This is a genomic window from Brucella sp. JSBI001 (genome assembly GCF_026014005.1).
Classification (GTDB): Bacteria; Pseudomonadota; Alphaproteobacteria; order Rhizobiales; family Rhizobiaceae; genus Brucella; species Brucella anthropi.
Genome location: NZ_CP110339.1, coordinates 4,711,415 through 4,736,333 on the forward strand (window position 1 = coordinate 4,711,415; position 24,919 = coordinate 4,736,333).

Here is a 24,919-nt window from a genome sequence, read left to right on the forward strand (position 1 = left end):
CTACACTATATAAATAGGATTCGTCCCATGAACGATACGTGCGAATCCGCCCTTGCGGCGGAAGAGGTTTCTGCGTCTTCGCAAAAGGCGCGAGCGATCCCGCTGGTTGTCTATTGCCTCAGCTTAGGCGTGTTCGCGCTCACGACTTCCGAACTCATGATCTCGGGCATGCTGCCTTCACTTCAGGTGGCGTTCGACCGTTCCATCGCCGATATCGGCAATCTCATTTCGCTTTATGCGCTTGGCATGATGATCGGCGGACCGCTGGTCACGATCCTGTTTCTGGCGTTGAAGATCGAGAACAAGCGGGGACTTCTGATTCTGCTTGTATTTTATGCAGCGGCGCAAAGCGTGGCCGCGTCCACAAGCAGTTTTCAAATTCTGCTGATCGCCCGTGTTTTGACCGGTATGGCGGCGGCAACGAGCTTCGGGCTGATGCTTGCCATCACGGCACAGCTCGTCGGACCGGAACTGCGCGGGCGAGCTTCATCGCTGGTCTTTGCCGGTCTTATGCTCTGCACCGTCTTCGGCGTGCCGATAGCGACGGCGATCACCAATGCGTTCGGCTGGCGGGCGAGCTTCTGGGCCATTGTGGTTCTGGTCCTGATCTGCGCCCTTGTCATCGCCTTCAAGATCGAATCGTCGCCCGATACGCCGCAGGCCGATCTGCGCTCTGAACTGAAGGAAATGCGCAAGCCGAAACTCTGGGCCGCCTATGCCACGAGCGCGCTCGTCATCGGTTCGTCTTTCGCGGTCTATAGCTATCTGTCGCCGATCACGGTGGAGCTTGCCGGCTTCTCCGCGATGCAGGTGCCACTGCTGCTTGCCGTCTATGGTGGCGCCAATATCGTCGGCAACTATGTCACCGGTCGCTTTGCCGACCGTCACACGATCCCGACTATCGCCATCGGTCTTGTGTTGATGCTGTCGGCCATGCTGATTTTCGCGCTTTTCGCCGAGCTGAAACTGGCTACGATCCTTGCCATCGTGATGATCGGTCTGACAGGCATAGCACTTAATCCTGCCTTTATCGCGAGGGTGATGCGGATCGCGCATCCGGGCGCGCTGGTGAACGCCATGCATGCATCGGTCATCAATATCGGTCTCGGACTTGGGCCGTGGGTTGGTGGACAGGCAATGGAGGCAGGCTATGGCCTGCATGCACCGCTATGGGTCGGCTTTGCCATGACACTGGCCGGGCTTCTGACGCTTGCACCGCCAGCTCTGCGCAGGATGTAAAAAAGGGAGCCCGACGGGCTCCCCTTTTATTTGGAGCATTTATCAAAGACCGGTCAAAGCAAGCTGCTGTTCGTTGTAACGCTTGCCTGCGATCAGGGCGGGTGCGGATATCTCATCCAGACGCTTGAGATCTTGCTCCGTCAGTACGATGTCCACGGCTTTCACATTGTCTTCCAGATGATGGATCTTGCGGACACCGGGGATCGGCACGATGAAATCGCCCCGGCTCAGCACCCATGCCAGCGCCAATTGCGCGGGCGTGACCTGCTTTTCCTGTGCGATCTCGACGATACGATCCACCTGCCGGTTGTTGGCTTCCAGATTGCCCGGCTGGAAACGTGGCAGCGTCTTGCGGAAATCGTCTTCGGCAAGGTCTGACTGTGAGCGCAATGTGCCGGTCAGCATACCGCGCCCAAGCGGGCTATAGGGTACGAAACCGATACCAAGTTCACGGCAGACTGGCAGCACATTGTCTTCCGGATCGCGTGCCCATAGCGAATACTCGCTTTGCAACGCGGCGATCGGATGGACCGCATGCGCGCGGCGCAAGGTGGTGCTACCTGCTTCCGAAAGACCGATGGCGCGTATCTTTCCCTCATCGATCAGGTCCTTCAAAGTGCCAACCACATCTTCGATCGGCACGGATGGATCGACGCGGTGCTGGTAGAACAGATCGATCACATCAATGCCAAGCCGCTTCAGGGAGGCCTCGGCTACGTCGCGAATATGTTCAGGGCGGCTATCGACACCCTTCATCTGGCCGTCTTCGATCTTGAAGCCGAACTTCGTTGCAATCGTCACCCGTTCACGGAATGGCTTGAGCGCCTTGCCGACGAGTTTCTCATTCTCGAACGGGCCATAGACCTCCGCGGTATCGAAAAATGTCACGCCAAGGTCGACGGCGCGGTGCAGCGTGCGGATTGCATCCTGTTCGTCCTGCCCCCCATAGGCGTGTGTCATTCCCATGCAGCCGAAACCAAGGGCGGAAACGCTCAATTGCTGGCCGAGTTTGCGCTGTTGCATTGTAGTTCCTTTCGAATGGCTGATTGAAAGTACTGAGAATTGTGCGGGAGGATCGGGAGGAGGTTCTGGGTGGACGCGCCTTCAAGCTGCCTGCGCCCAAGCCCGGGATCATGTTGCGAACCATAAAACAGGGTGATCAGTTCGATAATACCGATTTATTTTCACAGCTTGTTCTGTAATTTGTAACAATGAATCGAAGTCAACTGTCACAGCTTGCCGTTCTAGCCGCCGTTGCCGCGCATGGAAGTTTCCGTGGCGCAGCACGGGAACTGGCGATCGCACCTTCAGCCGTCAGCCACGCAGTGGCAACACTGGAGGACAGTCTGGGTGTGCGTCTTCTTGCGCGCACAACGCGCAGCGTTGCCCCGACGGAGGCCGGGAGGCAATTGCTGGAGAGGCTGGCACCGGCGCTTGAGGAGATCAATGCGGCTTTGGGCGCCGCCGTTGATTCGCGAGATCGTCCGTCGGGGGTGTTGCGTATCACGGCGCCTTATGTGGCGGCGCAGCTTGTCATCGCTCCGCGTCTGGGCGAGTTCGCCAGAGCTTATCCCGATATTACACTCGACCTGCGGGTGGAAAATGGCTTCACCGATATCGTGGCGGCGGGCTTCGATGCAGGTGTGCGTCTTGGTGAAAGCCTCGAAGCGGACATGATTGCAACGCGGCTGACCGGGCATGTTCGTGCGGCAATCGTCGCGGCACCGGCTTATTTCAATAACCGTCCAGCTCCCGTCGAACCGCGCGATCTTTTGCAGCACGCATGTATTCGCCATCGCTTTCCGAGCGGGCGAACCTATCGCTGGGAGTTCGAAAAAGCGGGCGAAGTGCAGGAAATCGCCATTGAGGGACCTCTGATTGTCAATGACGACAGGGTTATTCTGGAAGCAGCCCTGAACGGTACGGGGTTTGCTTATCTGTTCGAAGCCTATGTTCACGATGCATTGGCGAATGGACGTCTTGTCCGGGTCCTGGAAGACTGGTGCCAGCCTTTCGCCGGGCTTTATCTCTATTATCCAAGCCGCCGCCAGATGCGCCCGGCCTTGCGCGCATTCATCGACTTTTATCGCCATGGGTCGGGGAGCGGTCAATGAAGGCAACGTCGAACCATTTGCGTCATGCCGGTCTGCCACTCGCACGGCAGCGGGATATCTTTTCACAGATGATTCTGGAAAGCCCGCTGCTGATGGATGCGCTGCATCGGCTGCATGAACTCGGCGGGGAATCATCCAAATTCTGGCTCGTCTCCGGTGCCCTCTACAACACCATCTGGAATCGGCTGACTAGGCGACAGGCTCTGCATGGGATCAAGGATCTCGATATTATCTATTTCGACAGCAGCGATCTCTCCTGGGAGGCAGAGGATGCGGTTATCACCCGCGGGGCTGACGTCTTCCGCGACTTTCCGCTTCCGGTGCAAGTTCGCAATCAGGCGCGGGTGCATCTGTGGTTCGAAAAGCGCTTTGGACAGCCCTATGCACCGCTTCGCTCTGCGACCGAATCGATAGAACGCTATTCGACGATTGCCCATTGTGTGGGTGCGCGGCTGGCAAAAGACGGCGAGGTGACGGAAGATGGGCTGCTCATCCACGCTCCATTCGGCTTTGACGATATTTTTTCATTTCGCATTCGGCCCAATCGTGCCATCGATAACCGCGAAACGCATGAGATCAAGGCAACCCGCGCGCTGAAATTCTGGCCGGAACTGAGAGTTCAGGACTGGGACACGCCGGAATGAGTCCGGTTCTTGCTTTGAATGAAAGAGGGAACAGCATGTTTCGTTGGGGTATCCTTTCAACTGCCAAGATTGGCGTCACGCAGGTAATTCCAGCGCTTTGCGCGTCCGAAAATGGCATTGTTCATGCCATTGCAAGCCGCGACCTGTCGCGGGCACGCGCCGTCGCCGACCGTTTCGGTGCACCGCTGGCATTCGGTTCCTATGAAGAACTTTTGGCCAGCGACGCTATCGACGGCGTCTATATACCGCTGCCGACCTCGCAGCATATCGAATGGAGCCTCAAGGCGGCTGAAGCAGGCAAGCATGTCCTGTGCGAAAAGCCGATTGCACTCAAGGCCGACGATATCGACCAGCTTATTGCCGCGCGTGACAGGCATAAGGTTACGATGGCTGAAGCCTTCATGGTCTATTACCATCCGCAGTGGATCAAGCTGCAGGAACTTCTGGCCGAAGGCGCTATCGGCAGGCTCCGCCATGTGCAGGGCGCTTTTTCCTATTTCAATGTCGATCCGGGCAATATGCGCAACCAGCCGGAACTGGGTGGCGGCGCCCTGCCGGATATTGGCGTCTATCCGACCGTGGTAACCCGTATGGTTACCGGTCAGGAACCGGTGTCGGTTCAGGCGTCGGTCGAATATGATCCGGCCTTCGGCACCGACCGTTATGCCAATGTTTCGGCGCGCTTCGACGGTTTTGACCTGACTTTCTATGTCGCCACGCAACTTGGCACTCGACAAACGATGGTTTTCCATGGCGACAAGGGCTTCATCGAAGTCTATGCGCCGTTCAATACCGGCAAATATGGTCATGGCAGCATCGCGCTTTTCGATGCCGGTCACACGAAGGCGACGGAATGGTCGTTCGGTGACGCCAATCATTATCAGCTTCAGGCCGAGAGTTTTGTGCGTGCTGCGCGTGGCGATAAGGATGCGCGGCTTTTCTCGCTTGAAAACTCGAAGGCGAACCAGAAATTCATCGATGCGATCTACCGAGCGGCAAAAGACGGCAAATCGGCTATGGTATGATGGTCGGCGCGCACTATGTAGTGCAGCGGCGACCCCTATTTTGTACGTCGATAGGTCCCTGTCAGTATTTCCGGGTGCGGAATCTGCCTCAGCTTGGCTGTTGTGACTTGCAGTAAAAAACCGCGTTTCTTATATACGCCTCGCACAGGGCATTGATGTGCGTCTGGAAACCGGTCCGGTATCTGGACAAGCATCGTGAAAAGCGCATTGTGAAACCGATAGGAACCGCCCATGGAACGCTCGGTAGAGGTCTTGGCGGTTTGCTGAATGGAGAGAAATATGGCTAAAGTAATTGGTATCGATCTAGGAACGACCAACTCCTGCGTATCCGTCATGGACGGCAAAAACGCGAAGGTCATCGAAAATGCCGAAGGTGCGCGTACAACCCCTTCGATCGTTGCATTCACGGATAGTGACGAACGTCTTATCGGCCAGCCTGCAAAGCGTCAGGCCGTCACCAATCCGGAAGGTACCATTTTTGCGGTCAAGCGCCTGATCGGCCGCCGCTTTGACGACCCGATGGTTACCAAGGACAAGGACCTTGTCCCATACCAGATCGTCAAGGGCGACAATGGCGATGCCTGGGTTGAAGTCCACGGCAAGAAATATTCCCCGTCGCAGGTTTCTGCGATGATCCTTCAGAAGATGAAGGAAACCGCTGAGTCTTATCTCGGCGAAACGGTTACGCAGGCGGTTATCACCGTCCCGGCCTACTTCAACGACGCTCAGCGCCAGGCAACCAAGGATGCCGGCAAGATCGCCGGTCTTGAAGTGCTGCGTATCATCAACGAGCCGACGGCTGCTGCACTCGCTTACGGTCTGGACAAGAACGAAGGCAAGACCATTGCTGTTTATGACCTTGGCGGCGGTACCTTCGACGTGTCGATCCTCGAAATCGGTGACGGCGTCTTTGAAGTGAAGTCGACCAATGGCGACACCTTCCTCGGCGGTGAAGACTTTGACATGCGTCTGGTCGAATACCTCGTGGCCGAGTTCAAGAAGGAAAGCGGCATCGACCTCAAGAACGACAAGCTCGCTCTGCAGCGCCTCAAGGAAGCTGCCGAAAAGGCCAAGATCGAACTGTCGTCCGCGCAGCAGACCGAAGTCAATCTGCCGTTCATCACGGCCGACCAGACCGGTCCGAAGCATCTTGCCATCAAGCTGTCGCGCGCCAAGTTCGAAAGCCTGGTCGACGATCTCGTCCAGCGCACCATCGAGCCTTGCAAGGCAGCGCTGAAGGATGCCGGTCTCAAGGCTGGCGAAATCGACGAAGTGATTCTGGTCGGCGGCATGACTCGCATGCCGAAGATTCAGGAAGTCGTGAAGGCCTTCTTCGGCAAGGAGCCGCACAAGGGCGTTAATCCTGATGAAGTCGTCGCCATGGGCGCGGCAATTCAGGCAGGCGTTCTGCAGGGCGACGTCAAGGATGTTCTGCTGCTCGACGTGACCCCGCTTTCGCTGGGTATCGAAACGCTGGGCGGCGTGTTCACCCGTCTGATCGAACGCAACACCACGATCCCGACCAAGAAGTCGCAGACCTTCTCCACCGCCGAAGACAACCAGTCGGCCGTGACGATCCGCGTCTTCCAGGGCGAGCGTGAAATGGCTGCCGACAACAAGATGCTCGGCCAGTTCGACCTCGTCGGCATTCCGCCCGCACCGCGTGGCGTGCCGCAGATCGAAGTGACCTTCGACATCGACGCCAACGGTATCGTCAACGTGACGGCCAAGGACAAGGGCACCGGCAAGGAACACCAGATCCGCATCCAGGCATCCGGTGGTTTGAGCGATGCCGACATCGAAAAGATGGTCAAGGACGCCGAGGCGAATGCCGAAGCTGACAAGAAGCGCCGCGACGCCGTGGAAGCCAAGAACCAGGGCGAAAGCCTCGTTCATTCGACCGAAAAGTCGCTGAGCGAATATGGTGACAAGGTTTCGGCTGACGACAAGAAGGCCATTGAGGATGCTCTCGCAAGCCTCAAGACCTCGCTTGAAGGCGACGATGCCGAGGACATCAAAGCCAAGACGCAGACGCTCGCCGAAGCTTCCATGAAACTTGGTCAGGCCATGTATGAGGCCGCTCAGGCTGCTGAAACCGGTTCTGCCGGCGGTAGCGAAGAAGCTGCTTCGAACGACGATGTTGTCGACGCCGATTACGAAGAAATCGACGACGACAAGAAGAAGTCGTAATTTCAGGCTCTATACGCTCAAGCCCGGGGCTCTGCCCCGGGCTTTTGCCAATTTTCGAGATGTTCATATTCGCAGGTTTTGTATAAGCCTGCATATTGGCCGGTATCGGTAGAAAGTACCGATGGAAATATCAGGCAGATCAGCCTCTATTTGAAAAATCGCGCTGGCCTGCATACATCTTGAAAAGCATGAGACGGTTTCGGGCAAAGTGGTGTTGACGCTGAAACCCGGAGTGCTGCTCTGACGCATTGAGTCGGAAGGCGCTTCGATAGATGAACAATTGGAAACGCTGGCCCCTGACAAGTGTTGAACGCTTTGGGGCGTGTCGCACGAATCTGGGGACCGGTTTCGGGATACGATGTCCGTGAAAGCAAAAGGCGCGTTCCTGCCGCCGGGATAACGAACTGATGAAGATCGACTACTACGAAGCTCTGGGTGTTGAAAGAACGGCAGACGATAAGGTGCTGAAAACCGCCTTTCGCAAGCTCGCGATGGAGTACCATCCGGATCGCAATCCGAACAATCCGGAAGCTGAACGCAAGTTCAAGGAAATCGGTGAAGCTTACGAAACGCTGAAGGACCCGCAGAAGCGTGCCGCTTATGACCGGTTCGGCCACGCAGCCTTTGAAAATGGCGGCATGGGCGGCGGCTTCGGCAACGGTTTTGGTGGCTCTGGCGGTTTCGCCGATATCTTCGAAGACATTTTTGGCGAGATGATGGGTGGTGGTCGCCGTCGCTCCAATGGCGGACGCGAACGCGGCGCCGATCTTCGCTACAATATGGAAGTGACGCTGGAAGAAGCCTATGCGGGCAAGACCGCGCAAATCCGCGTTCCAACCTCCATTACCTGCGATGAATGTTCGGGTTCCGGGGCAAAGGCCGGTTCCCAGCCGACCACCTGTACCATGTGTTCAGGTTCGGGCCGCGTTCGCGCTGCCCAGGGCTTTTTCTCGGTGGAACGCACCTGTCCGACCTGTAATGGTCGCGGACAGATGATCAAGGATCCTTGCGGCAAGTGCCATGGTCAGGGCCGCGTCACCCAGGAACGTTCACTGTCGGTCAATATTCCTGCTGGCATTGAGGATGGCACCCGTATCCGTCTTTCCGGTGAAGGCGAGGCCGGTATGCGCGGTGGCCCATCGGGCGATCTCTACATTTTCCTTTCGGTCAAGCCGCATGAGTTCTTCCAGCGCGACGGTTCCGACCTTTATTGCAAGGTGCCGATCTCGATGACGACTGCGGCGCTTGGCGGCCAGTTCGAAGTTTCGACACTCGATGGCACGCAGACAAGGGTCAAGGTTCCGGACGGCACACAGAACGGCAAGCAGTTCCGCCTCAAGGGCAAGGGCATGCCGGTTCTGCGTCAGGCCGCCGTTGGCGATCTTTATATACAGATCGACATTGAGACGCCGCAGAACCTGTCCAAACGCCAGCGTGAACTGCTGGAAGAGTTCGAAAAACTTTCCTCGCAAGAGAACAGCCCGAAATCAGCGGGGTTCTTCTCAAGGATGAAAGAATTCTTTGAAGGTATCGGTGAATAATAAAGGGAGCCTTTTGGCTCCCTTTTTTGTTCTTTTCCTTATTCACGCCTTGCTTAGGGAATTCAAAGCGGCATAAACTTGTCCAATAACGACAATGGGAGCAGCAAGAATGGCAGGACAGCTCGGCAGGAAACTGGCCGCTAAGTTCGATGAGGAGATCCGTTTTTTCAAGGGATGGATAGACGGGCCGAAAGCGGTCGGCGCTATTTTGCCGACGAGTTCCATTACCGCGCGCCGTATGGCGAGCGTCATCGATACCGGTTCCGGTCTTCCGGTTCTGGAACTCGGACCGGGCACGGGCGTGATTACCAAGGCGATCCTGAAACAGGGCGTGAAACCTGCCGACCTCTATTCCATCGAATATTCGCAGGACTTCGTGGATCACTTGAATACGATCTTTCCGGAGGTCAACATCATTCAGGGTGATGCCTTCGATCTCGATAGCGCGTTGGGTGAGAAGAAAGACCAGAAATTCGACTGCATCATCTCTGCGGTGCCGATGCTCAATTTCCCGATGGACAAGCGCATCCAGCTCGTGGAAAGCCTGCTTTCACGCATTCCACACGGACGGCCTCTGATGCAGATCACCTATGGTCCCTTGCCACCGGTTCCAGCCGGTCGCGGCAATTATACGGTCCAGCACTATGATTTCGTGGTGCGCAATGTGCCACCGGCGCAGCTTTGGGTTTATCGCAGCCCTTTGGTCTAGTGGTCTGATTCCGACATTTGCGTCCCTCTGATACAAGCGTCGAGCAAATGTCGGAATCGTAATGACCACTAGTAACTTTATGTATCTAGTGGATTTTTCGAATTTGACGTTTGAAACAGCATCTCATTCAGTCGGGATTCAAACGTCAAATTCAATCCACTAGTTTCGCACGAGGCTTTTCATGACTGCACGTATTCTCGTCTTCGCGGGTTCAGTTCGCATCGGCGCTTTTTCCGGCCATATGGCAGATGCCGCCGAGAAAGAATTACGGGCGCAAGGTGCGCAGGTCACGCGCATCACGCTTGCCGACTATCCGCTGCCGATCATGGATCAGAATCTGGAAAACGAGCATGGCGTTCCCGAGAACGCCATGCGACTCGGTCGCCTGTTTGCCGAACAGGACGGTCTGATGATCTGCTCGCCGGAATATAATGCATCGATCCCGCCGCTTCTGAAAAACACCATCGATTGGGTCAGTCGCATTTCAAGAGACGGAGACAGGCCGTTCAGGCCTTATGCCGGTCTGACTGTCGGCCTCTGTTCCAGCTCCGACGGTATGTTTGCCGGTATGCGTGGACTCTACCACCTGCGCGCCGTTCTGATGAATGTCGGCGTACAGATCGTCACCGAGCAATGCTCGGTCGGTCATGCATCGGTGGCGTTCAATGACGATGGTACGCTGAAAGAAGAACGCAGCGCGAGAATGCTCTCCGCTGTCTGCCGCAGCCTCATCGCACGGGTGGAAGAAGCAAAAAGCTGATTCCGTCTCTTTCGTAACGAGTCTTGTTGTGCGAAGAGAATAAAAATCACCACGGAGACTCTCATGACGACGACAGATTTGCGCGATCAAGCATCCGGGCGCTTGATCGTGGGCCTCGACGTGCCGACCATCGCCGATGCTGAGAAGGCGGTCGAAGAGCTGGGCGACACTGTTTCCTTCTACAAGATCGGCTATCAGCTGGTTTTTGCGGGTGGTCTCGATTTCGCAAAAAGCCTTGTGGCGGCGAAGAAGAAAGTCTTCCTCGACATGAAGCTGCTTGATATCGACAACACCATCGCGAAGGGTGTTGAGAATGTCGCGAAGATGGGTGTTTCCATGCTCACGCTGCATGCCTATCCGAAAGCGATGCGGGCAGCGGTGGAAGCCGCCAAAGGATCAGACCTCTGCCTGCTCGGCGTGACAGTTCTAACCTCAATGGACAATGCCGATCTGCGGGAAGCAGGTTATTCTGACGATGCCGAAACGCTGGTGCTGAAACGCGCCCTTCAGGCGCGTGAGGCTGGTATGGGCGGCATTGTTGCTTCCGCGGTCGAAGCGGCAGCCATCCGTCAGGCGGTCGGCCCGGATATGGCCATCGTCACGCCGGGCATTCGTCCCGCCGGTTCGGAAAAGGGCGACCAGAAACGGGTCATGACCCCTGCGGATGCCTTGAAGGCCGGAGCCAGCCATCTGGTCGTTGCCCGTCCAATTGTCGGCGCGGTTGATCGCAAAGCCGCAGCCCTTGCCATTCTCGACGAAATGCGTTCCGTTGCCTAGAGCATTTCCAGCAAAAGTGCGAAGCGGTTTTGCGCGGGATAATGCGGTAGAAAAGATTGCGAGCTAGTGGAGGAAACAGCATGACTAAAGCCTACTGGATTGCCCGTGTGGATGTCCGTGATCCCGAGCGATACAAGGATTATGTTTCAACGGCGAAACCGGCATTTGAACGTTATGGTGCAAATTTCATCGCTCGTGGCGGCACGGCTGATGCAGTTGAGGGACAAGGTCGCGCCCGCAACGTGATCATCGAATTCGAAACCATGCAGCACGCGCTCGATTGCTATAATTCGCCGGAATATCAGGCGGCGAAGGCGATCCGCCAGACGGTTGCGGATGGTGAAATCGTCATCGTCGAAGGCGTTTAGAGTGCCGATCAGATAGGATCTGATCGGAACTCTAACCTATTATATTTTAAGCATAATCTTATCGATCCTCGTTTCACTTCGGTCGGATTATGCTCTAAATCAAAGGGCCCGCAGGGGCTCTTTTTTATTTGCTGTTTAGAGCCGAACCGGCGGATCGTGCCGTCCGGCAAGCGTCAGATCGAGCAGCAGAACCTTTCCGGCATGGGGATCGGAACGGCGAGCCTCTTCGTCGAGTCCTTCATTGGCACTGGTCACGATCATCACCGTTGCATCCGGTCCGACAAAAGCAGGGCATGATGGCTGGCGGACCGGCAGTGAAATCGAGCGGATCAGGCGGCCTTGCGATGAATAGGCATTGAGCGAACTGCCGCCCCAGCAGGCATTCCACAGCGTGCCGTCCGCATCAACGACCGAGCCATCGACACCGCCTTCTTCGGCCCGGTGGTGGAAGACGCTTTTGTCGGATATCGGTAGGCCGGTCTCAGGATCCGTATCGACCCGCCAGATGATGTTGCGATCCGTGTCGGCGAAATAGGCGATCGTTCCATCGGAAGAAAAGCAGATTGAATTGGTGATCGTGATACCGGAGAAAAGCTTTTTCACCTGGCCTTCGCGATACCACCAGATCGAGCCTGCATCGGTCTCGGCCTTTTTGCCCATCGTGCCAATCCAGAACGATCCTGATGGATGCACGCGCGCATCATTGGAACGGGTAATTTCATTGTCGGCTTCAAGCGGGTGATGAAGGGTCAGTCGCCCATTGGCGCGTTCGCGGATGAACAGCCCATGCTCACTGACGATCAACTGCCGGTCACGGTCGATAACGGCGAGGGCGCTGGCCTTCATGCCAAGCGCATGGACGTGGATTTCACCGCTGTCCCAGTTCTTCTCGATCAGTTTCTGACCGAGAATATCGAACCACCAGACATTTCCGCTCAGTGGATCGTAGCCGGGGCCTTCGCCCAGTTCTGCTACATGGTCGGCAAACAGGGTAGTTTTAACGACGGTCACTTTTTCCTCCCGAGACGCCCGAAGCGATTGCATCCAACATAATCAACGGATGAAAGCTGATCCAGTTCAACTTCAAGCATTGTGAGTGCACAGCCAACGCCCGAGAACGGATTGAGAGAAAGGACTATGTTGCCCAGTCATTCCGTTTTAGATTTCCCGCAACTTCGAATCGCGAGGAAATCATGGCTCTCAAAGTCGCGGTCCAGATGGACCATATCAGCACGGTGAATATTACGGGCGACACCACATTCGCCCTTTCGCTCGAGGCGCAGAAGCGCGGTCATGAGCTTTACCATTATACGCCAGACCGGCTTTCGATGCGCGATGGCGTCGTTTCCGCCCGCTTGGAAAAGATGGAAGTGCGCGACGTCAAGGGCGATCACTATACGCTGGGTGAGCCGATCCGCCGCGACCTGTCGGAAATGGATGTGGTGCTTTTGCGTCAGGACCCGCCCTTCGACATGAACTATATCACCACCACCCATCTTCTGGAGCGGATTCACCCGAAAACACTGGTTGTCAACGATCCGGCATGGGTGCGCAACAGCCCCGAAAAAATCTTTGTGACAGAGTTTCCCGACCTGATGCCGGAAACGCTCATCACCAAGGACCCGCAGGAAGTCATGGATTTCCGTCGCGAGTTCGGCGACATCATTTTGAAGCCGCTTTACGGTAATGGCGGTGCGGGCGTCTTCCATCTGGCCGATGGTGACCGCAACCTGACCTCGCTTCTGGAAATGTTCGGTCAGCTCTTCAAGGAGCCGTTCATTGCACAACGTTATCTGAAGGACGTACGCGCCGGCGACAAGCGCATCATCCTGATTGATGGGGAACCTGTCGGTGCAATCAATCGCGTGCCGTCGGAAACCGATGCCCGTTCCAACATGCATGTCGGCGGGCGTGCGGAACAAAGCAAGCTTACGCCACGTGAACGCGAGATTTGCGAGCGCATTGGCCCATCACTGAAAGAACGTGGTTTCATTCTGGTCGGCATTGATGTGATCGGCGACTACATGACCGAAATCAACGTTACCTCTCCAACTGGTATCCGCGAAATCCAGCGTTTCGACGGGACTAATATAGCAGCCCTGTTCTGGGATGCGGTCGAAGCCAAGCGTTAATTTGTTCTCTTAACGTTCTTGAGTTTACCGCTCGCTCGTGCTTAACTCTCTAAGTTGTATTTGAGTCTTTACTCACTTAAGAGATGTGGTGCGTGGCGAGCGGGGGCACATGGTCGCGCGGGTTGGAACAGTTGCTTTTCAAGGCATAGAAGCTGTGCCTGTCGACGTGCAGGTGATGGTCGCGCCGGGCAAGATGGGCATGTCCATTGTCGGCTTGCCGGACAAAGCCGTGGCAGAAAGCCGGGAGCGGGTGCAAGCGGCGTTGCACGCCTCGGGCCTTTCCATGCCGACCAAACGGGTGACGGTTAATCTGGCACCTGCCGACCTGCCGAAAGAAGGGTCGCATTATGACTTGCCCATTGCTGTCGGGCTTATGGCGGCGATCGGCGCTATCCCGGCGGATGCGATCCAGTCCTATCTCGTTCTGGGTGAATTGTCGCTCGATGGTTCGATAACGCCGGTGGCAGGCGTCCTGCCTGCTGCAATCGGTGCGAACCGGGACGAGAAGGGACTCATCTGCCCTTATGTTTGTGGGCCTGAGGCAGCCTGGGCGGGTGCGGACATTGATATATTGGCTCCGCGCAGCCTGATCGCCCTTGCCAACCATTTTCGCGGCACGCAGGTTCTGACCCGGCCGGAACCATCCATGCGGATTTCCGGTGAAGCGGAACTCGACCTTGCCGATATCAAGGGGCAGGAGACCGCCAAGCGAGCGCTCGAAATCGCCGCTGCAGGCAATCACAATCTGCTGCTCGTCGGACCGCCGGGATCCGGCAAATCCATGCTTGCTCAGCGATTGCCATCCATTCTGCCTCGCCTTTCTCCGCGCGAATTGCTGGACGTATCGATGATCGCCTCGATTGCGGGTGAGCTTTCGGGTGGAAAACTGTCAGATCGCCGTCCGTTCCGCGCGCCGCATCATTCGGCGTCGATGGCGGCAATGGTCGGCGGTGGACTGCGTGCGCGTCCGGGCGAGGTATCGCTTGCGCATAACGGTGTGCTGTTTCTGGACGAGTTTCCGGAATTCTCGCCACAGGTGCTGGATTCCTTGCGTCAGCCACTCGAAACCGGCGAATGTCTCATTGCACGCGTCAATCATCGCACCAGCTATCCAGCGCGCTTTCAACTGATCGCCGCCATGAATCCCTGCCGTTGTGGTATGGCGGGCGAACCCGGTCATGTCTGCGCGCGGGGGCCCCGTTGTCAGGCCGATTATCAGGCGCGTATTTCAGGCCCGCTTCTCGACCGTATAGACTTGCGGGTGGATATGCCTGCCGTCTCTGCCTTCGATCTTATCAAGCCATCCCGGTCGGAAACGAGCGAGACGGTCGCGCAACGCGTCTCCCGCGCTCGTGCGATTCAGACCCAGCGTTATTCAGCGCTCGGTCTGGAACCGTCCCTGACCAATGCCTATTGCTCGGCCAAACTGATCGAACAGGTTGCTGAGCCGGATGCGGCAGGCCTCAAGCTTTTGCGTGACGCAAGCGAGCAGATGCGTTTTTCTGCCCGCGCTTATCATCGCATTCTGAAGGTCGCCCGGACGCTGGCCGATCTGGACGGGAGCGACAAAGTCGGTCGCATTCATTTGGCCAGCGCCATATCCTATCGCATGGGTGCGGAAAGGCTGGTTTCCGTAGCCTGAACATCTTCTACGACGTCATGTTTTCAAGCGTCTTCATCCGATCACGCGATTGCACGCGAATCTCGCCATTGTTGAGAAAGAGGCATGTATCGAACAATGTGAGATCAAGCGGGTTGGGAAGCCGAACATCCTCGATCCCTGGGCACGGCTTTGCCGCTGGATCAAAGGAACGGTCGATTTGCGATATACACAGAATGGTGAGCCTTCGCTTTGAAGCAAATGACCTGAGCGCCGCAATCTGGGTCGACAGGTCGGGCTTTTCCCGCTTCTGATCGAGAATCTGCAGATAATCGACGATCACGACGGTTCCAGCCGAAGCAGCGTCGAGTTTGGCGATCATATAATCCGCGCAGATGGCATCCGAGCAATCGAAACGGAATAGATGCCGGAAGTTATCGCGATCGACGCCGAGTGCCTTGAAGCGTCCGGCGATATCCGTCTCAGTGTATTCAAGCGAAAAGAAAAGGCCGTAATTGCCATCTCGCATGGCCTCAATCATTATATCAAGACTCAACAGGGTTTTCCCATGGCCCGGTCTGGCGCCAATCAGCACCATGCTGCCGGACTTGAGATAGCCATAGATTTCGCGAGCAGAAACGGGAGCGGATGTGTTGTTAACGAGCAGGCTCCAGCTTCTGTAACCCTCCTGCGCGGCAACGCGATCAAGCGCTTCGTGAAGTGGAATATCAGCATCATTTGCCAAACGCTTGGCAAGCCGCTTCAGGTGATAGATAGGTGACGATAACCGCATCGATAAACCTCCTGTGACGAGCTGTCATTGCAGTCCCTCCTTGTGCATGTGCCCGAACAGTTGGTTCGATGATTTCATCTTCCTGCATGAAAAATGCTTTCCCGGACGGAGGGGGGAGGCTTGGAAGCAACCAGAATCGGAGAATAACGCAAATGGTCAGTCTGCGGAACTGCTATGTAGCTTAGACAGTACGATGAGGAAATTTCAGCGTGGCGCTATCGGCTTCCAGTGATGAAGGACGGATTTGTCTTCGCATGAATAACACCAGTAATGGCCCTGAAAGGGCTGATCATACTGGCGGCTGATTGGACGTCCGGCCAGAAAGCAGAGCAGTAGCGTACCGGCACCACCGTGGCCGACAATCGCGATGTCTCCGGAGGCCGGAAATGATTTCACCGCTTCAAAACCTTCCACGATGCGTTGTTGCACATCGATGGCCCGCTCCCAGCCGTGAATACTCGCTTCGGGTGCGGAAAAGAACTGGTCGGCTACAGTCTCGTGTTGTTCGGCGGGCAGGAAGCCAGTGGTGCTTCGGTCGATCTCGTTAAAGCGGCTGTCGGTTAATAGACGGACTCTCAAAATATCCGCTAGAATTTCAGCAGCTTCAGTTGCCTTTGCTTCCGTGCTGGACCAGATCGATGTGATCGATTGCAGTTCAGGCTGGTTGGCAAAGGAGCGCATCCGTTCAATTCCGCGCTCCGACAGGTTCCACGACGGAACAGGCTTTGCGGGATCGATCACGACTTCCGGATGCGAGATAAAGTAGATTTTCTTCATACGCCCCCCAATAGCCGTATCATTGTAAACAACAGGGCGCATTTCGCGCCCTGTTGCCAACCCATTGAGTTCATATTCCGAACGTTACAAGTCCATTCTCATCGATGGCCCAGGCCGGGTTCCATGCAATTTCCCAGGCGTGATCGTCAGGATCGGCGACATAGCCGCGAAAACCACCTTGGCTCGGCGCGTCAGCCGAACGCACCAGTTTGCCACCAGCCCCAACCAACCGGTCCATCAGTGGCACGACATCCGTTTCCAGTTCCACATTATGTGCAAGAGAAAATGCGCCGAGCTGCTGGAGGCCTTTGCGGTTCATATCGGTTTCGAGCGAAGCTTTCAGGAAGGTTCCGAGAACGAAACCGTTCATCTGATAGAAGATGATTTCTTCATTCTCGAAAACAGGTGCCCAGCCGAAACCCTGCGTGTAAAAACGACGTGAGCACTCGAGGTCGGCGATACCAATTGTAATGACGGAGATTTGCTGTTTCATGACCAAGACCTTTTGTTCTCCAATACACCATTGCATCGGAGTGTAAGGTCAAGGGACTCGACGCATTTGCCGAAATGAAAACAATTGCGAAGGCCAGGACCCGCTTTGCAACGGGGATCGGGCTAACCGCACCGACCTCTCCTTTTTAGACCCGGAATGAATAGCACATTCCGGGACGTTTTCAAAAACATATGGGGAAGGTTTTGTGTCAGCGTACCGAACCGACGAGGAGGTTGTCCGGGCCTTCGATGGTGACCCAGCGACCGGTATCGTTGGCTGCTTGACGCTTCAGATAAGTATAATCGGTCTCGTTCCAGCGCATGACTTCATCGGTCAGATTGTCGAGAACGAAATCACCGCGATCCGTGCGAACGGTGAGGACTGCATGACCTTCACCGTCCGGCTTGCGAACGACAGTGATCAGAAGATCGGTGATCGGAATGCCGGCCTTCTGCAATTCACGCTGCTTCAGCAGGACGTAATCTTCGCAGTCGCCAACAGTCGTCGGGTAAGCCCAGTATTCCTCGACGCCATAGATTTCCATGTCGGTCATCGGCTTGATACGTTCATTGACCGAAAGATTGATCTCGACGATGCGCTGCCAGTTTGAATGGTCGAGCTGCAGTGCGCGGGTGTCGCGGCTGGTGATGCCGCATTCCTTGGCTTCGCGCTTGCAGAATTCATAATGTCCAATCGGCTGCGAGGTCAGCTTGCCGGTCTGCATGAAGTCGCCGGAGGCGGCTTCCGCACCAAAGCTTGCCATCAGCAGCGAAACTGCAAAACCGGCGACTGCCATAATCTTTGTGGTCGAGCGAACAACGCAAAACATACTCAACGCCCTTTGGCTCTCGCCAGTTACTCATTTGTTAACGAAACGTTAATGTCTGAAATACTCTGGAGTCAATTCAGTTCACCTTGGGGTCGCCGGACTTCTTAATTAATGGTTAACGCGGGTGGTGCCAAAAATTGCAATTATTGATTGAATTTAGCGGCTGAGCGGAACCGATCAGGCGGTAAAAATCACTCATAATTTTGCCACGGTCCGGGCGCTTGTCTTTTGCCTCGAATAAGCCAATGTTGGTGTCGACCGGATCGTAACGATCCCTTTGCAAAGGCCAAAAGATGACAGGCGCAACGACGCGCAAGGCCACGGCAGACGACATAGATGCGCTCCTGCGCATCGAGGAGCGCTGTTTCGAGACAGACCGGATTTCTCGCCGTTCATTTCGTGCCCTCATCGCACGACCAACCGCAGAAACCATTGTTGCAACAATGGACGGCACGGTCATCGGCTATGCGATGATTCTTTTCCGTCATGGCACCGCGCTTGCGCGACTTTACTCGATAGCCGTCGACCCGGAGGCCAAGGTCAAGGGCGTCGGCTCTCTTCTGTTGCAGGCGGCGGAAACGGCAGCTTACGACCACGACCGTCCGTTGCTGCGGCTGGAAGTGCGCGAGGATAATGAACGCGCCATCGCGCTTTACAAGCGGCACGGCTACCGCCCCATTGGACGCTATCTCGATTACTACGCTGACCATTCGGATGCGCTGCGTTTCGAAAAGACGGTTCGCGGTGACATTTCACCCGTCACGGCCTTTCCCTATTACGAGCAGACGACTGATTTTACCTGCGGTGCAGCCTGCCTGATGATGGTGCTTGCCCGGCACAATCGGGAGACGCAGCTCGACCCCGTGCTGGAAGTCCGCCTTTGGCGCGATGCGACGACGATTTACATGATGTCGGGGCCGGGCGGTTGTGAGCCGTTTGGGCTTGCGGTCGCTGCGCATGAGCGCGGTCTGAAAGCTTCGATCATCGTTTCCATCGAGGACATGCTTTTCCTGCAATCGGTGCGTTCGGAGGAAAAGCGCAAGGTGATGCAACTGGCGCAGACCGATTTCCGCCAGCGTACAGAAGCCTATGCAATTCCGGTGGACTATCGCGGTTTCACGCTGCACGACATTCTGGCTGCCTTGCGCCGTGGGGCGGCAGTGATCGTGCTGATCAGCGGTTATCATATGTTCGGCAAGAAAGTGCCGCACTGGGTGCTCGCCCATGGCGAAGATGGGCGGCATATTCTCATTCATGACCCCTGGGTGGAGGAAGAGCTCGGCGAAACCATTGCCGATGCTGCAAATGTCCCTGTTCCCTTCCACATTTTCGACCGCATCGCACGGTTCGGCAGTGATGGGCTCAGGGCGGCCGTTATTCTGGAAAAAAGGACGGATTGATGACGATCTGCGTCATTCTGGTAGGGCGCCTCTCGGATATCGACAATGGGGCGACGCCGCACAAGGTCATGACCACGCGTGACTATCTCGCGCATCCCGCTCTCTTCAACGGGCAGCTGCGCCCGCGCATCATCAACCTGTCGCGCTCCTACGCCTATCAAAGCCGTGGCTATTACGCTTCGCTTCTGGCTGAAGCGCGGGGGCATCGCATCATCCCCTCTGTGGAAACGATGATCGATCTGTCGGAACGGCGACTTTATGAAAACGCTATTCCCGAACTCGAAGACATGCTGAACAAGGCGCTCGGCAAGCATCCGGAAAGGGCGCCCGAAACAATTCACGTACATTTCGGTCTTGCCGATAATCCCGAATTTGAACGGTTCGGACGGCTGCTCTTCGACTGGTTTCGCGCGCCGTCGCTGGAAGTCACGGTCAAGCCCGGTGAATGGGCGCGAATCCAGAAGATCGGCTTTGCGAATATCACCAAGTTTACCAAGGCACAGAAGGAACGCTTCGAGGACGCACTTGATCGCTATACCCAGCGTGAGTGGCGCGCCGCGCGCCCAAAGGTGCCAGCGCGCTATTCCTTCGCAACGCTGTGCGATCCGAAGGAAGCTATGCCGCCCTCGACCGTTTCAACGCTGAAGCATTGGGCAAGAATCGCAGCCCGGCTTGGGGTGGAAGTGGAACCGATCGGCAAGCGCGATCTGCCGCGACTTGCCAATTATGACGCACTGTTCATCCGCGAGACGACATCGATCTCCAATCACACCTACCGTTTCGCCCGGCGGGCGCAGCAGGAAAACATGCCAGTCATCGATGATCCGATTTCCATGATCCGCTGCACCAACAAGGTTTATCTGCACGAACTGATGCAGGCGAACGACGTGGCGGTTCCGCCGACGGTGATGATTGCGGGTGAGGAGGATCTGGAGCGCGCCGCCGATATGCTCGGCTTTCCGATGGTCATCAAGATACCGGATTCGTCATTTTCGCGCGGCGTGAAGAAGGTGAAGGATTTTGCCGAACTGAAATCGCTCGCCACTTTATGGCTGGAGGACAGTGACCTCCTGCTGGCGCAGAAATACATGCCGACGAAGTTCGACTGGCGTGTTGGCGTTCTCGACGGAAAGCCGCTTTTCATCTGCCAGTACATGATGGCCAAGAACCATTGGCAGATCGTCAAGCACGATACGGGCGGCAAGCCTCTGGAAGGCGGGTTTCGTTCCTATGCGCTGGGCGATGCGCCGCCATTGGTTCTGGAAACCGGGCTACGCGCGGCACGCTGCATCGGCGACGGGCTCTATGGCGTCGATCTGAAGGAAACGGACGATGGCGTGGTGGTGATCGAGGTCAACGACAATCCCAATCTTGAACACGGGATCGAGGATGCCGCCGAAAAGGACGAGGTCTGGATCAAGCTGACCCGCTGGTTCACCGACCGGTTGGACCGGAAATAGGCATCTCACCCAAAAGTGGGAACCGATTTTGGGGCAAGGAAATGCCGAAAACAATTCGATGGAGCATTTCTAACGATCGAACTTAGATCGGAAATGCTCCATATCCAATAGTCGGACGAAATGTCGCCGAAATCAAAGCGGCGTAAAGCAGACCTTGGTGTGTCCCGCGCCGATGAAGCCAAGGCGGCCGGCGGCACCCTTCGACAGGTCGAGGACGCGTCCCTTGATGAACGGGCCGCGATCGTTGATGCGCACGACGAGTGACTTGCCGTTTCTCTGATTGGTAACCTTGACCTTGCTGCCAAGCGGCAGGGTGCGGTGTGCTGCGGTCAGGCCGGCCGGGTTCATACGTTCACCCGAAGCCGTACGGGAAGTGAGGGCGTACCAGGAGGCACCGCCGCATTGCTGTGCTGAAGCCTCGATTGCGGTGGTCGCGAGAAGACCGGTTGCCGCAACGGCGAGCATAGCCATACGGGTCTTGAAAGTCATGCCAGATCCACTAGTTGTTAACGGGGTGTCCCACAGTTGTCGCTGAGAAAGACAATCGCGAACTGGAATCTAAATGTGGCGCTGACGTGGTTTGAATGAGAACATTATGCGATAATTGAATCTATATCGCATCGGGAAAATCATCCTATACTACACGTTGTTTATTTAATCAGATAAACATAACCAAGGAATATTAGGAAAGATTCTGTTTGGTTGCTGTAATACCGTTTACGATTCGTTAGGAATCTGCGGCAGCCTTTGCTGCGCCTTGTTTTCGCGCATTGATTGCAAGAAGAACTGCTTACCCGGACGGAGGTTCGGTGCGATTGCGTTGCAATTTTTATTTGTAGAACAAGTTTTCATCCTGAGTGGCAAAGTTAAGGAAATAAGGCATTTCGGGGGCAAAGCTGCAATTTATGACTGTGTTTTACAATTCCTTACCGGTCTCAAAAAGTTATCCACAGGGGCTGAAAGGCAGTGGGATGACATTTCTTTGACCGCTGTGAACCTGCACGAAAGCGCCAGAATCCTGTTATAAGCGTCCAGATCAGACGATGGAACGCCATGCAGGACCACCCGGAAAAAGACAGGATCGAGACCGCTTCGCCAGCAATTTCGGCGGGTAAGCGGATACTCTATCTTTGCCTCGGCTTCCTTATGCTGGCACTTGGCATCATCGGTGCTTTCCTGCCGGTCATGCCAACAACGATCTTCATCATTTTTGCCGCGTGGTTCTTTGCACGATCATCGCCGAAGCTTGAGGCTCGCCTGCTTGCCGATCAGCGTTTTGGTCCTCTGGTCATAAAATGGCGCGAGCGTGGAGCCATTCCGCCACGTGCAAAGCTTTATGCCTGTCTTGGCATGACGGTCGGGTATGGCCTGTTCTGGTGGGGCGCGAAACCCGGCTGGCTGCTGGCAACATCGGTAACTGTTTTCATGCTCGGCTCGGCTGTTTACGTGCTTTCGCGTCCGAGCGAATAATGGCTTCAACCACACCAGCGATCGCGATAAGAGTGGCCAAAACCACCATGGGAGCCGCCAATGTCCTCGCCTGCCGTCAATCCGCTGATTAATCGCCTTTCCGCGCCGCCCATTCCAGCGGTACAGGCCTGGGCGCGGGATTATGACGGGTCGCGTGGTGCTCTGATTGATTTGTCGCAAGCTGTTCCCGGCTATCCTCCGCATCCAGACATGCTGCACTTTCTCGGCGAGGCAGCCGGATCGGTCGCCTATGCCGGTTACGGTTCGATTGAGGGCGAAAAGGTTCTGCGCGAAGCCTATGCTGCGCATGTCGGACAGCTCTATCGCGCGCAGATCGACGCCTCCAACGTCCATATTACGTCCGGCTGCAATCAGGCCTTTATCGCTGCCATCATGTGTGTGGCGCAAAGTGGCGATAGGGTGCTGACCACCGATCCGTTCTATTTCAACCATCGTTCATCGCTGGAAATGCTCGGCATCGCTTCAGGTTCGGTGCCCTGCCATGCCCAGAATGGTTTCATCCCAAGCGCGGAAGATGTCCGAGCTGTGCTTCGTCCGGGTATTGCGGCGCTGGCGCTTGTTTCCCCGAACAACCCAACTGGGGCGATTTATCCGGCGGGACTGTTATCGGAAATCTATGCTCTCTGCCGCGACAATGGAACATGGCTCATTCTGGACGAGACCTATCGCGATTTTATGGCCGATGCCAATGAACCGCCGCATCGGCTTTTTGACGAGGCGGACTGGCCGTCGCATCTGATCCAGCTTTACAGCTTCTCAAAATCGTTCTGCATTCCGGGGCACCGGCTTGGTGCGATTGTCGCGGGCAAGGCGATGGTCGAGAACGTTGCAAAAGTCATGGACAATCTGCAGATATGCGCAAGCCGCGCGCCACAGATCGCAGTCGCACGCGCCATTGAGCCCTTGATCGGCTGGCGTGACGATAATCGCGGCGAGATTGCAAGGCGTGCCTCTGCATTGCGGTCGGTCATGGCCAATATCGAGGGCTGGCATGTGGAGGCGGTTGGGGCCTACTTCGCCTTCGTCCGTCACCCTTATCCTGATGCCTCATCGGTCGAGGTTGCCGAGCGCCTTGCGAAGTCACTTGGCATCCTCACCTTGCCAGGCCGGTTCTTCGGTGATGGGCAAGAAGCATTTCTGCGCTTTGCCTTCGCCAACGTCGATGTTTCGGGGATTGAAGATCTCGGTGCGCGTTTGCCGCATTTCTAAGAGCATTTCCAGCAGAAGTGCGAAGCGGTTTTGCGTCGGATAATGCATACAAACAAAGAGATAGGTCGGTTCCACGATTCTGTGTTAACCGGAACCGCTCAAGCGCTGAAATCTTTGCCGGTTCAGGGACCGGCAGAACCCCACAAAATCACTGGCAAGCGGCTCTGATACAAACCTGTAACAATAGTGTCATATGAATGTAATATAGAGCGCGTAGAGGGCTAACGACGCCACATCGTCATATGTCTTTTACAACAGGAGCCGCAGCTCATGAACAAGATGATTTCCTCGACCGCAGCGATTGCCATCGCTGCTGTTATGTCGGTTTCCGCCGCTCAGGCGCGCGATCAGATTCAGGTTGCCGGTTCCTCGACCGTTCTGCCTTATGCAAAAATCGTCGCCGAAACGTTCGGCGAAACCTTTCCGAACTTCAAGACACCGGTTGTTGAATCGGGCGGTTCGGGCGCAGGCATCAAAGAATTCTGCAAGGGCGTCGGTGAAAACACCATCGATATCGCCAATGCATCGCGCGCCATGAAGGACTCGGAACTGAAGTCGTGCATCGACGCTGGCGTCAAGGATGTTCAGGAAGTACGCTTCGGCTATGACGGCATCGTCTTCGCGACCGACGCCAAGGGTCCGGATTGGAAGCTGAAGCCGGAAGATGTCTACAAGGCTCTCGCAGCCAAGCTCGTCGTCGACGGCAAGCTGGTCGACAATCCGAACACCAAGTGGAACCAGGTCAACCCGAACCTTCCGGACTGGGACATTGCTGCCTATATCCCAGGCGAAAAGCACGGCACCCGTGAAGTGTTTGAAGAAAAGGTTCTTGCCGACGGCTGCAAGCACTCCGGCGCTCTGGACGAAATCAAGAAGACCGGTCTTGACGACAAGGCTGCCGCTTCCGCCTGTATCGCAGTGCGCAAGGACGGCAAAGCTGTCGACATCGACGGCGATTATGCCGAAACGCTCGCCCGCATCGACTCCAACAAGACCGGCGTTGGTGTATTCGGCCTCTACTTCTTCGAAAACAACGCTGACAAGCTGAAGGTTGCGACCGTCAACGACATCACCCCTTCGGCTGAAACCGTCGCTTCGGGCGAATATCCGGTGTCGCGTCCGCTGTTCTTCTACGTGAAGAAGGCTCACCTTGGCGTTATCCCGGGTCTGAAGGAATATGTTGAGTTCTTCCTGAATGACCAGATGATCGGTCCTGATGGCCCGCTCGCCGAATATGGTCTGGTTCCGGCTCCGGACGCAGAACGTGAAGCACAGCGCGCCGCCTTCACCGAAGGCAAGACGCTGGCTGCGAAGTAAGTTTTAATCTGTGGAACGCGGGGATGATGAATCTCCGCGTTCTTCTCCTTT

General features: G+C 55.9%; 24 protein-coding genes. 17 read left to right on the forward strand and 7 right to left on the reverse strand.

All coding sequences use genetic code 11. The annotated features are described in order from the left end of the window. Positions 1-27 precede the first annotated feature (27 nt). Positions 28-1,239, forward strand: coding sequence for an MFS transporter (locus LJ361_RS22575; protein WP_010657706.1), 1,212 nt, complete (start codon positions 28-30; stop codon positions 1,237-1,239). A gap of 42 nt (positions 1,240-1,281) precedes the next feature. Here LJ361_RS22575 and LJ361_RS22580 read toward each other — a convergent pair whose 3' ends face one another. Continuing rightward, a complete protein-coding gene (locus LJ361_RS22580) occupies positions 1,282-2,262 on the reverse strand; it encodes an aldo/keto reductase (protein ID WP_010657707.1) in 981 nt (326 codons plus the stop codon). Positions 2,263-2,450: 188 nt separating this feature from the next. Here LJ361_RS22580 and LJ361_RS22585 point away from each other — a divergent pair, with 188 nt between their 5' ends. The 9 genes from LJ361_RS22585 (at position 2,451) to LJ361_RS22625 (ending at position 11,367) form a co-directional block, all read left to right on the forward strand. Then, complete coding sequence (locus LJ361_RS22585; RefSeq protein ID WP_010657708.1) at positions 2,451-3,353, forward strand: LysR family transcriptional regulator; 903 nt, start codon at positions 2,451-2,453, stop codon at positions 3,351-3,353. Beyond that, complete coding sequence (locus LJ361_RS22590) at positions 3,350-3,997, forward strand: nucleotidyltransferase family protein (RefSeq protein WP_010657709.1); 648 nt, start codon at positions 3,350-3,352, stop codon at positions 3,995-3,997. Before LJ361_RS22585 ends, LJ361_RS22590 begins: the two co-directional genes overlap by 4 nt. 35 nt (positions 3,998-4,032) lie before the next feature. After that, entirely contained in the window at positions 4,033-5,022 is a 990-nt protein-coding gene (locus tag LJ361_RS22595) for a Gfo/Idh/MocA family protein (RefSeq protein ID WP_010657710.1), read from the forward strand. Positions 5,023-5,301: 279 nt separating this feature from the next. Then, positions 5,302-7,212 carry a molecular chaperone DnaK gene (dnaK, locus tag LJ361_RS22600; protein ID WP_010657711.1) on the forward strand — a complete coding sequence of 637 codons (1,911 nt, stop codon included), beginning with the start codon at positions 5,302-5,304 and terminating at the stop codon, positions 7,210-7,212. A gap of 407 nt (positions 7,213-7,619) precedes the next feature. Further along, positions 7,620-8,753, forward strand: a complete 1,134-nt coding sequence (gene dnaJ / locus LJ361_RS22605; protein ID WP_010657712.1) for a molecular chaperone DnaJ — start codon at positions 7,620-7,622, stop codon at positions 8,751-8,753. 109 nt (positions 8,754-8,862) lie between these two features. Then, complete coding sequence (pmtA, locus tag LJ361_RS22610) at positions 8,863-9,462, forward strand: phospholipid N-methyltransferase PmtA (protein ID WP_010657713.1); 600 nt, start codon at positions 8,863-8,865, stop codon at positions 9,460-9,462. A gap of 181 nt (positions 9,463-9,643) precedes the next feature. Beyond that, positions 9,644-10,222: an NADPH-dependent FMN reductase gene (locus LJ361_RS22615; RefSeq protein ID WP_010657714.1), complete on the forward strand. Its 579-nt coding sequence runs from the start codon at positions 9,644-9,646 to the stop codon at positions 10,220-10,222. Between the two features lie 63 nt (positions 10,223-10,285). Next, positions 10,286-10,999 carry an orotidine-5'-phosphate decarboxylase gene (gene pyrF / locus LJ361_RS22620; RefSeq protein WP_010657715.1) on the forward strand — a complete coding sequence of 238 codons (714 nt, stop codon included), beginning with the start codon at positions 10,286-10,288 and terminating at the stop codon, positions 10,997-10,999. Between the two features lie 80 nt (positions 11,000-11,079). After that, positions 11,080-11,367 (forward strand): DUF1330 domain-containing protein, encoded by a 288-nt coding sequence (locus tag LJ361_RS22625; RefSeq protein WP_010657716.1) that lies wholly within the window; start codon positions 11,080-11,082, stop codon positions 11,365-11,367. A gap of 135 nt (positions 11,368-11,502) precedes the next feature. Here the strand turns inward: LJ361_RS22625 and LJ361_RS22630 are convergent, their stop codons facing one another. Continuing rightward, on the reverse strand, positions 11,503-12,378 hold the full coding sequence (locus tag LJ361_RS22630; RefSeq protein ID WP_010657717.1) for an SMP-30/gluconolactonase/LRE family protein: 876 nt from the start codon (positions 12,376-12,378) through the stop codon (positions 11,503-11,505). 182 nt (positions 12,379-12,560) lie between these two features. Here LJ361_RS22630 and gshB point away from each other — a divergent pair, with 182 nt between their 5' ends. Both gshB and LJ361_RS22640 read left to right on the forward strand, forming a co-directional pair. Next, the gene (gshB, locus tag LJ361_RS22635; RefSeq protein WP_010657718.1) at positions 12,561-13,499 is read left to right on the forward strand and encodes a glutathione synthase; all 939 of its coding nucleotides are present in this window, start codon (positions 12,561-12,563) and stop codon (positions 13,497-13,499) included. 109 nt (positions 13,500-13,608) lie between these two features. Next, positions 13,609-15,141, forward strand: coding sequence for a YifB family Mg chelatase-like AAA ATPase (locus tag LJ361_RS22640; RefSeq protein ID WP_264812322.1), 1,533 nt, complete (start codon positions 13,609-13,611; stop codon positions 15,139-15,141). A 7-nt stretch (positions 15,142-15,148) separates the two neighbouring features. On the opposite strand, the gene LJ361_RS22645 is transcribed toward LJ361_RS22640, so the two are convergent. From LJ361_RS22645 to LJ361_RS22660, 4 genes are all read right to left on the reverse strand, one after another. Beyond that, positions 15,149-15,892: a DNA helicase gene (locus tag LJ361_RS22645; RefSeq protein WP_010657741.1), complete on the reverse strand. Its 744-nt coding sequence runs from the start codon at positions 15,890-15,892 to the stop codon at positions 15,149-15,151. 204 nt (positions 15,893-16,096) lie between these two features. Further along, the gene (locus tag LJ361_RS22650) at positions 16,097-16,669 is read right to left on the reverse strand and encodes a histidine phosphatase family protein (protein WP_029375820.1); all 573 of its coding nucleotides are present in this window, start codon (positions 16,667-16,669) and stop codon (positions 16,097-16,099) included. A 70-nt stretch (positions 16,670-16,739) separates the two neighbouring features. Next, positions 16,740-17,162, reverse strand: coding sequence for a VOC family protein (locus LJ361_RS22655; protein ID WP_151576406.1), 423 nt, complete (start codon positions 17,160-17,162; stop codon positions 16,740-16,742). A 208-nt stretch (positions 17,163-17,370) separates the two neighbouring features. Beyond that, the gene (locus tag LJ361_RS22660) at positions 17,371-17,991 is read right to left on the reverse strand and encodes a transglutaminase-like cysteine peptidase (protein ID WP_010657744.1); all 621 of its coding nucleotides are present in this window, start codon (positions 17,989-17,991) and stop codon (positions 17,371-17,373) included. 293 nt (positions 17,992-18,284) lie between these two features. On the opposite strand from LJ361_RS22660, the gene LJ361_RS22665 reads away from it, so the two are divergent. Both LJ361_RS22665 and LJ361_RS22670 read left to right on the forward strand, forming a co-directional pair. Then, on the forward strand, positions 18,285-19,391 hold the full coding sequence (locus LJ361_RS22665) for a peptidase C39 family protein (protein WP_010657745.1): 1,107 nt from the start codon (positions 18,285-18,287) through the stop codon (positions 19,389-19,391). After that, positions 19,391-20,851 (forward strand): RimK family protein, encoded by a 1,461-nt coding sequence (locus LJ361_RS22670; RefSeq protein ID WP_036578832.1) that lies wholly within the window; start codon positions 19,391-19,393, stop codon positions 20,849-20,851. Before LJ361_RS22665 ends, LJ361_RS22670 begins: the two co-directional genes overlap by 1 nt. Before the next feature lie 132 nt (positions 20,852-20,983). Here LJ361_RS22670 and LJ361_RS22675 read toward each other — a convergent pair whose 3' ends face one another. Next, the gene (locus LJ361_RS22675) at positions 20,984-21,340 is read right to left on the reverse strand and encodes a septal ring lytic transglycosylase RlpA family protein (RefSeq protein WP_010657747.1); all 357 of its coding nucleotides are present in this window, start codon (positions 21,338-21,340) and stop codon (positions 20,984-20,986) included. A 564-nt stretch (positions 21,341-21,904) separates the two neighbouring features. Here LJ361_RS22675 and LJ361_RS22680 point away from each other — a divergent pair. The 3 genes from LJ361_RS22680 (at position 21,905) to LJ361_RS22690 (ending at position 24,868) form a co-directional block, all read left to right on the forward strand. Further along, the gene (locus tag LJ361_RS22680) at positions 21,905-22,321 is read left to right on the forward strand and encodes a YbaN family protein (RefSeq protein WP_010657749.1); all 417 of its coding nucleotides are present in this window, start codon (positions 21,905-21,907) and stop codon (positions 22,319-22,321) included. Positions 22,322-22,381: 60 nt separating this feature from the next. After that, entirely contained in the window at positions 22,382-23,551 is a 1,170-nt protein-coding gene (locus LJ361_RS22685) for an aminotransferase (RefSeq protein ID WP_010657750.1), read from the forward strand. Positions 23,552-23,821: 270 nt separating this feature from the next. After that, complete coding sequence (locus LJ361_RS22690; RefSeq protein WP_010657751.1) at positions 23,822-24,868, forward strand: PstS family phosphate ABC transporter substrate-binding protein; 1,047 nt, start codon at positions 23,822-23,824, stop codon at positions 24,866-24,868. The last annotated feature ends 51 nt before the right edge of the window (positions 24,869-24,919 follow it).

Bases quoted from the DNA above. Each gene is read 5' to 3' on its own strand.
- LJ361_RS22575 (WP_010657706.1), top strand. From the start codon at position 28: ATGAACGATACGTGCGAATCCGCCCTTGCGGCGGAAGAGGTTTCTGCG.
- LJ361_RS22580 (WP_010657707.1), bottom strand. From the start codon at position 2,262: ATGCAACAGCGCAAACTCGGCCAGCAATTGAGCGTTTCCGCCCTTGGT.
- LJ361_RS22585 (WP_010657708.1), top strand. From the start codon at position 2,451: ATGAATCGAAGTCAACTGTCACAGCTTGCCGTTCTAGCCGCCGTTGCC.
- LJ361_RS22590 (WP_010657709.1), top strand. From the start codon at position 3,350: ATGAAGGCAACGTCGAACCATTTGCGTCATGCCGGTCTGCCACTCGCA.
- LJ361_RS22595 (WP_010657710.1), top strand. From the start codon at position 4,033: ATGTTTCGTTGGGGTATCCTTTCAACTGCCAAGATTGGCGTCACGCAG.
- dnaK (WP_010657711.1), top strand. From the start codon at position 5,302: ATGGCTAAAGTAATTGGTATCGATCTAGGAACGACCAACTCCTGCGTA.
- dnaJ (WP_010657712.1), top strand. From the start codon at position 7,620: ATGAAGATCGACTACTACGAAGCTCTGGGTGTTGAAAGAACGGCAGAC.
- pmtA (WP_010657713.1), top strand. From the start codon at position 8,863: ATGGCAGGACAGCTCGGCAGGAAACTGGCCGCTAAGTTCGATGAGGAG.
- LJ361_RS22615 (WP_010657714.1), top strand. From the start codon at position 9,644: ATGACTGCACGTATTCTCGTCTTCGCGGGTTCAGTTCGCATCGGCGCT.
- pyrF (WP_010657715.1), top strand. From the start codon at position 10,286: ATGACGACGACAGATTTGCGCGATCAAGCATCCGGGCGCTTGATCGTG.
- LJ361_RS22625 (WP_010657716.1), top strand. From the start codon at position 11,080: ATGACTAAAGCCTACTGGATTGCCCGTGTGGATGTCCGTGATCCCGAG.
- gshB (WP_010657718.1), top strand. From the start codon at position 12,561: ATGGCTCTCAAAGTCGCGGTCCAGATGGACCATATCAGCACGGTGAAT.
- LJ361_RS22640 (WP_264812322.1), top strand. From the start codon at position 13,609: ATGGTCGCGCGGGTTGGAACAGTTGCTTTTCAAGGCATAGAAGCTGTG.
- LJ361_RS22645 (WP_010657741.1), bottom strand. From the start codon at position 15,892: ATGCGGTTATCGTCACCTATCTATCACCTGAAGCGGCTTGCCAAGCGT.
- LJ361_RS22650 (WP_029375820.1), bottom strand. From the start codon at position 16,669: ATGAAGAAAATCTACTTTATCTCGCATCCGGAAGTCGTGATCGATCCC.
- LJ361_RS22655 (WP_151576406.1), bottom strand. From the start codon at position 17,162: ATGAAACAGCAAATCTCCGTCATTACAATTGGTATCGCCGACCTCGAG.
- LJ361_RS22660 (WP_010657744.1), bottom strand. From the start codon at position 17,991: ATGTTTTGCGTTGTTCGCTCGACCACAAAGATTATGGCAGTCGCCGGT.
- LJ361_RS22665 (WP_010657745.1), top strand. From the start codon at position 18,285: ATGACAGGCGCAACGACGCGCAAGGCCACGGCAGACGACATAGATGCG.
- LJ361_RS22670 (WP_036578832.1), top strand. From the start codon at position 19,391: ATGACGATCTGCGTCATTCTGGTAGGGCGCCTCTCGGATATCGACAAT.
- LJ361_RS22675 (WP_010657747.1), bottom strand. From the start codon at position 21,340: ATGACTTTCAAGACCCGTATGGCTATGCTCGCCGTTGCGGCAACCGGT.
- LJ361_RS22680 (WP_010657749.1), top strand. From the start codon at position 21,905: ATGCAGGACCACCCGGAAAAAGACAGGATCGAGACCGCTTCGCCAGCA.
- LJ361_RS22685 (WP_010657750.1), top strand. From the start codon at position 22,382: ATGTCCTCGCCTGCCGTCAATCCGCTGATTAATCGCCTTTCCGCGCCG.
- LJ361_RS22690 (WP_010657751.1), top strand. From the start codon at position 23,822: ATGAACAAGATGATTTCCTCGACCGCAGCGATTGCCATCGCTGCTGTT.